The organism is Lachnoanaerobaculum sanguinis (assembly GCF_033242365.1).
GTDB lineage: Bacteria > Bacillota > Clostridia > Lachnospirales > Lachnospiraceae > Lachnoanaerobaculum > Lachnoanaerobaculum sanguinis.
The window spans coordinates 1-11,819 of sequence record NZ_BTHK01000020.1; the positions used below are offsets into that span (position 1 = coordinate 1).

Sequence of the window (11,819 nt, forward strand, 5' to 3'; positions counted from 1 at the left end):
TTAGAGGCCTTTAATAAATTTGCACATTCACAGCCACACAGAATTGAAGACGACGTAAAAAGCGCATAATAAAAGCCCCTTTGTGGGGGCTTATAAATTAATTATTTTGGGACATAATCATTTATGCTTGACATATGTATTTCAAATAAATTACACGATAAATTACACGCTTATAAGCCATATATAAAGTCTTGGTATACCACAAATAAAACTATATTTATAAAACACCGATTTTAATATCGACTTTATCATAGTCTGTTCTTTGATATCTTAGTCGCTATGCGTATATCTTGATATTTTTATTTTTATCATAGTCTGTACTTTATTATCTTGGTCTGTATTCAATCATCTTATTCTATATATCGCGACTATGATATCTTTCTATATTTCTGATATCTGCTTCTGGGCTTACCCGGTACGGTCATTTCTACCAAGCCCATCTCTATTGCCGGATTGAGATAATTTTTTCTGAAAGTAGGCTTATGTGTCATGCCAAGTCTAAGCATTATCTCATTTGTTGTAAGCACTTCATTACCAAGTACATTTACAAGCTTTTTTGCAAATGTATTCTCACTTGCCGGGTTGTTTGTACTAACAGCAGTATTTTTACTGCCTCCTGATACTTCTTTTCCAACCGTCTTTTCAGCACTGCCTGTAATACCGCTACCTAAAGACTTTTCCTGCTTTATACATTCTTCTTTTGTATAATCAACATCGGATTCCACCCTCCAAACCGATGTTTTCTCTACTATCTGCGCTTTCTTTAATGCAAAAAGGATTGTCTCAAGAATAAATTCTATAAATTTATTACTTTCTCCCGGTCTTCCTATACTGTATGTAAGCTCCTTATATTCCTGTATCCTGTTATAAAGTTCATTCTCAACAGACATACAAAAGAAAATATCCTTCCACTTACAAAGCAAAAGATCCAGCCATAACCTTGAAAGAGGTCCGTTCCCTGCCGCAAAAGGCTGTAAAAGTTCAAATTCATGATATACTATTGCACATTTTATTACAGGATGCAGCTCCGCTCTTTTGTACCATTCAAATATATCCCTTACAGCTCCCGGAATAAATCTTGAAGGAATTGTATTACTTTCAAATATTCCGCTGTCGTTGTTTTCCGCCTTATCTTCTCTAAACTCAGTTGACTCTATAGCAAAACCGCTCAGTATCATCTTTTGTGCAAAGAACAAATCATTTATCGAATATGGATTCAATTTAAATGACATATCATACGCTTCATAGAGATTTTTTACAACTCTCATATCCTTATGATTATCAATAAAATTTTCTCCATATATAAAGCCTCTTATCTGTTCAAATGAAATATCACTTTCTTCCATTGCCAAAGAGGCATATACTTTTTTAATTATGTTTTCTTTACGAATAAGCGGATTCATCTTACCGGAAAAGACAACTCCGACCCTTCCGACTTCTTCACTTATCTCAGTCAATAAATTTATCATTCTATCGCTCATGTTAAAAAGCGGACTATACTCTCTCATAACCAACTCCATAAAACAAAGTTTTCACTTACTACTTATACTATATCTTATTTTTTCTTTTGTTCAAGTTTTATTCTTATTTTTTCAAGTAATATTTGATTTTTTTCTACCAAAACCGTCATATTTCTAAATAAAGATTCCGCAGCAAAACCAAAAGTGAACATAAGAAGAATACTTATACCTGAAAGGTCTGTAAGTGCAAACAACTTTCTAAGGAATATACCTGTAAATATGAGACCTGCAACATTTAAAAATATTATTATATATTTTCTCAGATCAAGCGGATAGCTTATCTTGATCAAAATCATAAATCCTACTACCGACATAACCATGGTCGCAACAGTTCCGATACTGTCTGTGGATATTTCAAAAATCTCTCCAAATACTACAAGTGCAAATACCGCTATAACATCTGTCAAACCGCCGGGCAATGCTTTTATAAGCACATTTTTAATAAAACTTCCCTTTATCCTATTCTTATTCGGTTCAAGAGCCAACAAAAATCCCGGTATCCCTATTGTAAACATGCTTACAAAGGAAATCTGAGCAGGCTCCAGCGGATATGTAAACATAAAAACTGCAGATAATACAGCTAAAAGCAATGAGAAAATATTTTTCACCAAAAACAGGCTTGCAGAACGCTCTATATTATTGACAACTCTTCTACCCTCATATACCAGATCTGGCATATGTGCAAAGTCCGAATCAAGTAGTACAACCTGTGCGGCATGAGTGGCGGCTTCACTTCCTGATGCCATTGCTACACTGCAGTCCGCATCCTTCATCGCCAAAATATCATTTACACCGTCGCCTGTCATGGCAACAGTATGACCGTCTGCCTGTAAGGCTTTTACAAGCTTTTGCTTTTGTTTAGGTGTAACACGACCGAAAACCGTATAAAAAGATATTGCCTCCTGTATCTTTTTATCTGTATCAAGCAAAGTTGCATCAATATAATTTTCGGAATTTTCAATTCCTGCCCGAGAGGCAATTTGCGAAACGGTTAAAGGATTATCTCCCGAGATAACCTTTATACTTACACCTTGAGACTTAAAATAATTAAATGTATCTACAGCATTCTCACGAATGGGATTTGCAAAAGCTATAAAACATATAGGAGTTACTTTTCCTTTGATACCGTCTTCAATATCACTTCCGTCATACTTTGCAAAAAGTAAAACCCTACTTCCTTTTTCGGTATAGGCTAAAATCTCATTTTCAAAAGATATAAAATTATCTTTTAAAATAATTTCCGGAGCACCAAGAATGTAGCATCCCTCTTCAAATGTAATACTTCCGTATTTAAGAGATGAAGAAAAAGGTAGTACCTTTACAGGAGCACCTACAGCTCCTTTAATTCCTTTATTATTTGCATATTCTTTTAAAGCCTGCATGGTTGCATTATTATCTTTTGAAGCAAGGGCATATGAAAACAATAATTTTTCAAAATCCGAATAATCTATAGAACTGTTTGCACCTTTACATAAGAACACATCTTCCACTTTCATATCAGGTTCTGTAATAGTACCTGTTTTATCAACACAGAGCACATCAACTCTTGCCAAAGTCTCAATACTTTTCATATCATGAAGCAGTACTTTTTTTGTTGCAAGTTTCATAGTACTTAGGGCAAGCGCAACTGTGGTCAGCAAATACAATCCCTCAGGAATCATCCCCAGTACGGCGGCAACTGTTGAAGTTACACTTTTTCTAAGAGTATCCCCGTTTACATAAAAGCTTTGTAAAAATAAAACCGCACCTATAGGTATGATTACAATACCTACAGCCTTAACAATCAAATTGATATGCCTTATCATCTCCGATTGTTCTTTACTTTTCATAGTTTTTGCTTGTGTACTGAGTTTTGAAATATATGACTCATCTCCCACTTTCTCAAGTTTTGCATAGCATTCTCCGGATACTACAAAACTTCCCGATAAAAGCTTACTGCCTACAGCTTTTTCAATTTCATCAGACTCACCTGTAAGCAAAGATTCATTAACCTGAATACTTCCGGATATAACAATGGCGTCCGCACAGATTTGCTTGCCGGCTTTCAGAAGAATAATATCATCTTTTACCAACTCCTCAGACAATATATTTTGAAGTTCTCCGTCTCTTATCACGTCACTGTGAGGAGCACTTAAAAATTTCATCGTATCAAGTGTCTTTTTTGCACGCAACTCTTGTACTATACCTATAAGTGTATTTCCGATAATAACAGGTAGGAATGTAAGATTCCTAAACGAACCTACCATAATCAGTACTATGGAAATTATTAAAAATATCAGGTTAAAGTATGTACATACATTTGACAATACTATTTCCATAGTTGTTTTATCGGTTCCCATATTTAATTTATTTGTAAGACCCAATGCAATTCTTTGTTGCACTTCGCTATCTTTCAATCCGATAATTTTATTATCGACCTCTCTTATCTCATCCATAGTGTCAACTTAATTTTCTCTTTTCAATTCCCATCTGTAGTGACCGACTATTTCATCAGCCTTACTTTTCAGATATTTTTGTTCATATGCTCTTTGATATTTACTGCCGTGATGAATAATATATGGAATTCCATTTTTATCTCTTCTGTCGGATACTATTCCGATATGCTTTTTGAAAATAACAATATCTCCACCCTGCCACTCTTCTATCTCGGAAAGATCTGTAGTAAGACTTTTTGTATTGTTTTTAAAATACACCTGAAGATTTCTTACTCTGCGATAATCAATATTTTCATCAGGTGATTGTATGTCATAATTTTCCGGATGTTCATGTATATCCTTATCCACAAGTTTTTGTAAATCATATCCTGCACCGAAAAGTGCCGCAGCTACGACATCCGTACAAACACCATAACCGTCATTTGGTGTCCCACCTATATAGTATCTGCTCTCATACTTCGGTTTTGTCTGTATATACAAAAGAGCACTGTTTAATATATCACTCTGATCATCAATTCCGTCTTTATCCATATCAACACTGCTCTTAAACTGTTCTATATGCCTTTTATAAGCATCCTTAGGTCTCTTTACAGAAGTGCTTCTATGATAATGTCTTATAAATATCAGTAAAATCATTGCTGCAAGCAATATACCTGCAGCAATGATTTTAAAAATTTTCTTTGATTTCATTTATATACCTATACTATTCTAATTATTATGGCTGCAACAATTACCAGAAGCATCAGTATTATGGAAACTGATATAATTACGGCTTGTAATTTTCCTCTGTCTCTGTATTTATTTGAAATATACAAAATATCGATTAAATTTACCCCGGGTATGAATCGAAAAACCTTATGTCTGTTATATTTGTTGTTACTTAAACCATATTCATCTTTATAACAGCGGACCAGATAACCGGCCGCCAACATTCCCGGTGACAATAAAACATAGTACAGCAATAGTAGTATCATCAAAAATATAATACAGGGTATTGCAATAAACGGTACGAAAAAGATCATTGCCGGTACTACCATACATGCAATCAACATAAATATTTCGCCCACAGCTACACCAAAAATACATATTGCACACAATAATGAAATCGGAAACATTGCATATCCGTAAAAAAGAGCTCCGTCAATACAATAATTTATATCATTCCTTTTTATAGCCTTATTCACGCTTATGATTTGCAATATAAGCGGTATTAAAAGTAAGAAAAGATATACTATATGAGGTAAAATTTCAAATTCTTTTTTTACTGTAGTATTTAACTGAGATATAATAACATACGCCCATCTGTAAACCACTATATTATATATTATACCTAAAATCCAAGGAAAATGCTTTTGTGTAGATTCCTCATTTATAATACGGTCTTTTTCTAATATAAAATCATTTTCCATATCACTATATCTCCTTTTAATAATTATTATTTCTTAACATATTATATATAAAATAATACTTACAGCTATAAATATGCCGGTAGAAACGGCTGTAATTACAGCCAATTTCTTTGCCCTGTTCCAATAATGTATCGAAATATATAACGCATCTATCAAATCAGCCACCGGGACAAACTGCAGGAGTATATGTAAAACGCAGCTACCAAGTTTCATCTCTTTTTGTTTTCTACCGATAATTACAGTACCTACTGCCAAAACAAATCCAGGTAAAGCGGCTATAAAAGAGATTGCCAACATTATCGGTGAAAGTATAAAAGCCGCCATAAGTATAAACGGCGCAAGAAAAAGCGTTGCAGGTAAAATAAAGGCTATAAGTGAAATACTTAGTCCACCTAGAAATATAACAAGTGCCAGAAAAATAAAAAACAATGTAGAAGGCAAAATGGTATATTTAAAAAATAAAAAGCCGTTTATACAATAGTCTATATTCCCACTTCTTATCTCAGTCAACGCTCTACTGATTTGAACTGTCAGAAGTGTTATAAACGCAATAAGAAATACTATATTAAACCCTATAGATAGCCATTTATTTAAATTAAAGTACTTCATTCCGTAAATAACAAAACCGATCCACCCATACAATACCAAAAAATAAAGTATTGATATTAGCCACGGATATTTTTCCATACTTTTATTCTCACTATCTACAGTCTCTTTGATTATACTGATATCTTCTTCTACATTGTAATTTTCTCCATCACCCATAATATTACCTCAAGTTTATTTTTTTAGTCTAAATTTTTCACCCTCATATACTCTTATCGGATTGCCTCTTACTATCTCGGTATGCTTACTCCATGCATTGTTCTTACTTTGTTCAATTTGCGAAGTATTCTTATTTTTCAAAACAATTGCAAGTTTTCTAAGAGCATCCTTTTTATTCATAAGCTGACTTCGTTCTCTTGTTGAACTTATCCTTATTCCTGTAGGCACATGTATAACTCTTACTCCTGTTTCCACCTTGTTTACATTTTGACCTCCCGGTCCGCTTGCATGAAATTTCTCTACTATTATATCCGCTTCAGAGAAATTATCATCTACATTAACTGTTTCAGGAATAAGACTTACATCCACAAACCAGTTCTTTCTTTTATGCTCAGGCCTATAGCGACTTTTACAAATCCAAAGCATGGTACCTTCAAGATATGACAAATCCTCATCGGATGAAAGCATCACTGAATAAAAAGTTTCTTTTTCCTCTCCGTCCACATAACTTAAAATCTCTAAAGACGGAATTTCCTTCATTAAAGCTTTACATATACCGAACACAGCTCTTTGACATTCCACCGGGCCCATACCGGCACTTATTTGTAGAATCATTTTCTGTCCCCTCCCTTATAGTTATATATAGGAGTAAGAACATTTTCCACCTCTACGGTATCTTTTATAACTTCTTTTATATAGTCAATTCCTCTATATGCAAAAGGTGCTTCGTCCAAAGTATCCTTACTTATGCAGCTTGTATAGATACCCTTCATCTCTTTTTTGAACTCGGAAACCGTATGCGAAGAATTTACTTCTCCTCTTGAAAGTACTCTTCCGCTCCCATGCGGTGCCGAATTATTCCATTCTTCGTTTCCAAGTCCCCTGCCAAGTAAAACACCTTCCTTCATATTTATAGGAATTATTACCTTTTCATCCAACTTCGATGAAATAGCACCCTTTCTTAATATAGGCTGATTTCCTGAAAAATCCACATAATTGTGAGAACATGAAATTTCTTCTATTGCCTTCCACTTCATCTTTTTTATAATCTCAGCAGCAATTATTTTTCTGTTTAATATCGCATACTCTTCCACGATTTTTAAATCATGTAAGTAATCTTCCATCAAATTACCGCTAAGGTAGGTCATTTCAAAAGGAATATCATTTATACCTTTGTCTTTCAGTTCATCCTGTCCCGCTTTCATATAGTACTCAGCCACTTCTTTTCCAAGATGTCTGCTACCTGTATGCACTATAAGAAAAACTTCACCGTTCTTTGCTGTATCCAGCTCAATAAAATGATTTCCACCACCTAAAGTACCAAGACTAAGCAATGCTTTTTCAGATCTTATATGTGAAAAACATTTAAGATTACTTAAATCAATTCTGTCGGCATATGCATGTATATCTTTTCTTACAGCAAATCCGACCGGAACATTATCTCTGATTACGGTATCAAGCTTCAAAAAATCATTTCTTATTTTTCCGAGTTTTACCGAAAGCATGCCGCAACCGATATCTATTCCCACTAAAGAAGGTAAAATCTTTTTTCCCACAGTCATTGTAAGGCCTATAGGTCCTACCTTTCCCGGATGAACATCAGGCATTACCCTAATCTTTGCTCCCTGTGATACTTCATTATCACAAATCATTTTCACCTGAGACTTTGCCACTTCTTCCACCATGGACTTTTCCATAGTTTCATCACACATAATATACGCCTGTGCGTATTTTCCATTTAATTGTATCAAAATAAAAACCTCTGTTTTCTTCTGTTTCAAAGGCTTTATCGTTCATTCTCTAATAAAAAAGTTTAGAATAATAGACAGCGAACAACTATGCCTCTGTAGTTTATAGTTCCACTTATTGTATTATTCATTGTATTCCTCATAGTCATTCTCCTTTCGATCGCTATTATTTATTTTAACTTTATAATTATATCATAGCATTTTAAAAAACACATCTTAACTTTCTTCTACATATATCTTTCGTGAAAATAACGCAACTATTATTGAAACCACACCAAAGATAAGTTCTACAAATATCAGAGGTACATGAAATCCGTTTAATATAACTATCAAAGTATCCGCCACAAAATGAATCAAAAGTGCAGCAATAAATAAATATCTTTTCCCCTTAACACTTGACCATACAAGAACCGAAAGTGATATCTGTAATATCACTGCAAATATTCTCTCAACTATACCAAGTAAAAATACATATGACGGTGACATGGTCAAGGTGTTTACAGTGTCTTTAAGCTGTGTAAGATCATTTCCTCCTACATTGTCCAAAATAGTTGATATAAGTCCACTGTTTATTGAAACCGAAAGAGCCAGACTGCCTATCATAGTCAATCCCAAAACAGATGCGGCCTCAAAACCTCCATGCCCGGCTCCATACATACATGCATTTATATTTTTATCTTTATTCTTCCCGAGAATAAATTTGAATGCAACAAATCTTCCCGTTTCTTCAAATATTGCAGCCATAAGTCCACCGTACAGTGCGTAAAGTATTACATTATTTTTTATAGTCTCGCCAAACGGTAAAGCAAAAACAGCTCTGTGAACCGAGCTTTCAAGAAACATTACAAATACAACAAATACAATACCGCCTATAAAAAACGGAGATATATCCGCACGCTTCTTCTTTCTGAAATAAATAAAGAGTATAATTGGAATTGCAAATCCGGCTATACAGGATATAACCATAAATACCATACTTAAAAAAGGAACTCTATCCATTGTCTACCTCCTAAAAGTTATTTCCCTATAAAGTTGCTTCCCAAAAAAGGTCTAAGTCCCAAATCCACAATAAATATAATACCAAGTATTACAGTAAATATATTTACATTTTTTTGATTTGATTTTTCAATACAAAATCTGATTACAGGTTCTATCAGGTATATTATTATCAGTCCTCCAAGTCCGAATTTCACACTGCTCCACAGAGCAATCCTTCCTTCAAAATTACAGAAATAATTGCTGTAGTCCCACAACCAGTCACCCATTATAAGCTCCATAAAATAGCTACCGATAAGTTCAAGTATTGTAGTTATAAGCATAGTTGACAAAAATACCAAAACAAAAGATATACTTAGTCTTCCCAAATGTATTTTCTTATTTCTTATCGGCATCAAAAGTGTTATTAATATTATTCCTCCAAAACCGTAAATCGGCAAATACGGACCGAATAAAAATCCACGATTTACATATCCGACATGCGTTTCCAAGAGTCCAACCAGTACTTCATAAATCCATCCAAGGAATGCACCTGCCATAAACATAAGAAAGATATCTCTAAGTCTTTTTAATTTCATGTATCATCATCCTCCTTTTTTATATTGTATCCTAAAATTTCAAAAATTTCATTTATTTTATACATTGATTTTTCATATATATAGTTTATATTATTCTAGGCACCAAATGTTCAAGCAAATATTCTTGCTTTAGAAATATATTATATAGAAGAAAGAGAGATATAAAAATGAATTTTTTAGAAAAAATCAGACCGAAAGAAAAGCTTAAGTATTTGAGATGGTTTGATATCCTTATTGTTACCTGTATTATGTTCGGTATATTTATCATAACATCGACACAAATATTTATAGGATTACTTCAGTCTGATCCACAGGCTATACAAGATTCAGCGGAATCTATGGATATTGCCTCAGACGGTGCGGCCTATACCGGAAATTTTACATTACAGTCTATTCTTTTAATTATTGCGTTGCTGTACTTACTTATCAGAAACTTTGATTTTAAACAGTTGAAAATAAAATTACATTGGTCTGTAATTATTTGGGTACCGGTTCTTTTTTCAATTATGGGACTCTTTGGTGACCTTGTCACTACAGTGAGCGGCGACTACAACTATTTTGATCCTTCATTGCTTCAAGACATAAATCCGATGGAAGCATTAAATAAATTCCTGGCACTTTCACCGCTTGCAATCGGATATGCTTTTTTAAACGGATTTTATGAAGAATTTTTCTTTCTCGGTCTTTTGACCTCTGTAAAAGATGAACATAAATGGTATGTACTTGCATTTTCAACCTTGGTCAGAGTATCATTCCACACCTATCAAGGTCTTCTTTGGTCATTGGTAATAGGTGTGGTATATGGACTATTCTATTATTTCATGTACAAGAAAGTAATAAAGAATCTTTTACCGTTCTTTTTGATGCATGCAATGGCCGATATGTTCGGTTCATCACTGATATATTTGCTTATAAACTGGAATTATTAATAACAAAAGCCCTTAGGTATACTATCTACCTAAAGGCTTTTTCTTTATTTTCCAATAATATATTTTACAATATCAGGTAAAACGCCCGCATTTTGTTGCCAAATAGTCTCTATCTGTGCTTCAGGTACAGGTGAAGTTCCTATTCCTACCTCAACAGTAACACTTGGAATACCCTTCTCCCAATCAAGCCAATCCTTAAAGCCTGTACCGAATTTTGATCCGTCAGCTTCCGGTGCCACAAGTCTGTATCCTGTATGAGACGCCACTATATCAGCCATCGCTTTATCCTTTGCCAAAACTTCTGCAGATGCATGTTGATTTGACCAATAAATAATCTGTCCTTGTGTATGATAGTTAAGTACAGCCGAAAAATTCTCATTATTTACAAGTTTTATAAGATCCTGTGTCTCACTTTCAGAACCTGCACTTGCTCCCTTATAATATTCATTTGAAGGTTTTTTCCTACTGTCGGCTCTTTGATTCCATCCCTGAGTCGGGAAGTTGTGGTTGATATCAACACCGTTTAAATTATTCTTCCATTTATTTAAAAACCAGTTATACTTATCCTGATTTTCTTTAAGTCCCCATTCTGACCAGCTGTCAATTATCTCCTGTAATTTCTTCTTTGACTCTTCTTTATTAAGTCCTGCCATACCGCTTTGTGAAATCGCTACTCCATCAGGATTTAACATAGGAATATATTGTATACATACTGCGTCCAGACTCTTATCTCCTTCCGCTCTCTTATCAAGCATTTCCTTTACCTGACGCATTACTACTGAAGCTGTAATATATTCTCTGGCATGAATTGCTCCTATTACAAGAATCTTTTTTGAAGCATCTTTGTTTCCTATTACTATTCTGTATATATTTCTTCCATCAGGTGTTGTACCTATTGAATCCGATGTAACCCCCTCGTACTTTTGCTTAAATAGATTTATATCACTTTCCATCTTTTGATATGTATACATATCTGTGCTTAAAAATGTAAAATCTGTAGTTTGTACTACACTTTCTGTCTGCGCGGCCTTATAACTTGCCGAACTGTGTCCTATTATTCCTGCAAAGGCAGGTATTACCTGTGTCAGTATAATACATGCTGACAGTGTCATTACTCCTAAAACATATTTCTTTTGCATATCTTCCTCCGTTGAAAAACTCTTTCACAACTATACGATACTTTGAAAAAAATTACTAGTTACAAAACATTAAACAGATATAGAAAATTTGTCGTACTTTTGAAGAATATCCATTCATAAGTACCATATTATAATTATTTTTTACAATGTCTTGTGAATAAAATTTATCAATCCACTATGTTTCTAAATAAAAACAAGACGAATAAATCGGTATTATAATCGTTTTAGATGTAATAATTGTAACCATAGGCAGTTGAAATCTGTAATCTTATTGTTAAATTATCTACTTTTTAGAAAAAT

At 33.9% G+C, this 11,819-nt stretch carries 11 protein-coding genes; 1 reads left to right on the plus strand and 10 read right to left on the minus strand.

The annotated features are described in order from the left end of the window. Positions 1 to 368: 368 nt before the first annotated feature. From SBH76_RS11565 to SBH76_RS11605, 9 genes are all read right to left on the minus strand, one after another. Complete coding sequence (locus SBH76_RS11565; protein WP_317977910.1) at positions 369 to 1,508, minus strand: Fic family protein; 1,140 nt, start codon at positions 1,506 to 1,508, stop codon at positions 369 to 371. Positions 1,509 to 1,555: 47 nt separating this feature from the next. Beyond that, positions 1,556 to 3,955, minus strand: coding sequence for a cation-translocating P-type ATPase (locus tag SBH76_RS11570; RefSeq protein WP_317977911.1), 2,400 nt, complete (start codon positions 3,953 to 3,955; stop codon positions 1,556 to 1,558). A 9-nt stretch (positions 3,956 to 3,964) separates the two neighbouring features. Further along, positions 3,965 to 4,645 (minus strand): DUF1287 domain-containing protein, encoded by a 681-nt coding sequence (locus SBH76_RS11575; protein ID WP_034211737.1) that lies wholly within the window; start codon positions 4,643 to 4,645, stop codon positions 3,965 to 3,967. Between the two features lie 8 nt (positions 4,646 to 4,653). Next, a complete protein-coding gene (locus SBH76_RS11580) occupies positions 4,654 to 5,364 on the minus strand; it encodes a hypothetical protein (RefSeq protein WP_317977912.1) in 711 nt (236 codons plus the stop codon). 33 nt (positions 5,365 to 5,397) lie between these two features. Then, a complete protein-coding gene (locus SBH76_RS11585) occupies positions 5,398 to 6,129 on the minus strand; it encodes a DUF6652 family protein (RefSeq protein WP_317977913.1) in 732 nt (243 codons plus the stop codon). Positions 6,130 to 6,144: 15 nt separating this feature from the next. Continuing rightward, on the minus strand, positions 6,145 to 6,744 hold the full coding sequence (gene prfH / locus SBH76_RS11590; protein ID WP_034211733.1) for a peptide chain release factor H: 600 nt from the start codon (positions 6,742 to 6,744) through the stop codon (positions 6,145 to 6,147). Beyond that, positions 6,741 to 7,910 (minus strand): RtcB family protein, encoded by a 1,170-nt coding sequence (locus SBH76_RS11595; RefSeq protein ID WP_331678156.1) that lies wholly within the window; start codon positions 7,908 to 7,910, stop codon positions 6,741 to 6,743. Before SBH76_RS11595 ends, prfH begins: the two co-directional genes overlap by 4 nt. A gap of 183 nt (positions 7,911 to 8,093) precedes the next feature. Next, a complete protein-coding gene (locus SBH76_RS11600) occupies positions 8,094 to 8,876 on the minus strand; it encodes a YhfC family intramembrane metalloprotease (RefSeq protein WP_317977914.1) in 783 nt (260 codons plus the stop codon). A gap of 17 nt (positions 8,877 to 8,893) precedes the next feature. Continuing rightward, positions 8,894 to 9,451 carry a putative ABC transporter permease gene (locus SBH76_RS11605; protein WP_317977915.1) on the minus strand — a complete coding sequence of 186 codons (558 nt, stop codon included), beginning with the start codon at positions 9,449 to 9,451 and terminating at the stop codon, positions 8,894 to 8,896. 167 nt (positions 9,452 to 9,618) lie between these two features. On the opposite strand from SBH76_RS11605, the gene SBH76_RS11610 reads away from it, so the two are divergent. Then, on the plus strand, positions 9,619 to 10,380 hold the full coding sequence (locus tag SBH76_RS11610) for a CPBP family intramembrane glutamic endopeptidase (protein WP_317977916.1): 762 nt from the start codon (positions 9,619 to 9,621) through the stop codon (positions 10,378 to 10,380). Between the two features lie 44 nt (positions 10,381 to 10,424). Here SBH76_RS11610 and SBH76_RS11615 read toward each other — a convergent pair whose 3' ends face one another. Continuing rightward, complete coding sequence (locus tag SBH76_RS11615; protein ID WP_317977917.1) at positions 10,425 to 11,519, minus strand: M14 family zinc carboxypeptidase; 1,095 nt, start codon at positions 11,517 to 11,519, stop codon at positions 10,425 to 10,427. Between the last annotated feature and the right edge of the window lie 300 nt (positions 11,520 to 11,819).

Bases quoted from the DNA above. Each gene is read 5' to 3' on its own strand.
- SBH76_RS11565 (WP_317977910.1), bottom strand. From the start codon at position 1,508: ATGAGAGAGTATAGTCCGCTTTTTAACATGAGCGATAGAATGATAAAT.
- SBH76_RS11570 (WP_317977911.1), bottom strand. From the start codon at position 3,955: ATGGATGAGATAAGAGAGGTCGATAATAAAATTATCGGATTGAAAGAT.
- SBH76_RS11575 (WP_034211737.1), bottom strand. From the start codon at position 4,645: ATGAAATCAAAGAAAATTTTTAAAATCATTGCTGCAGGTATATTGCTT.
- SBH76_RS11580 (WP_317977912.1), bottom strand. From the start codon at position 5,364: ATGGAAAATGATTTTATATTAGAAAAAGACCGTATTATAAATGAGGAA.
- SBH76_RS11585 (WP_317977913.1), bottom strand. From the start codon at position 6,129: ATGGGTGATGGAGAAAATTACAATGTAGAAGAAGATATCAGTATAATC.
- prfH (WP_034211733.1), bottom strand. From the start codon at position 6,744: ATGATTCTACAAATAAGTGCCGGTATGGGCCCGGTGGAATGTCAAAGA.
- SBH76_RS11600 (WP_317977914.1), bottom strand. From the start codon at position 8,876: ATGGATAGAGTTCCTTTTTTAAGTATGGTATTTATGGTTATATCCTGT.
- SBH76_RS11605 (WP_317977915.1), bottom strand. From the start codon at position 9,451: ATGAAATTAAAAAGACTTAGAGATATCTTTCTTATGTTTATGGCAGGT.
- SBH76_RS11610 (WP_317977916.1), top strand. From the start codon at position 9,619: ATGAATTTTTTAGAAAAAATCAGACCGAAAGAAAAGCTTAAGTATTTG.
- SBH76_RS11615 (WP_317977917.1), bottom strand. From the start codon at position 11,519: ATGCAAAAGAAATATGTTTTAGGAGTAATGACACTGTCAGCATGTATT.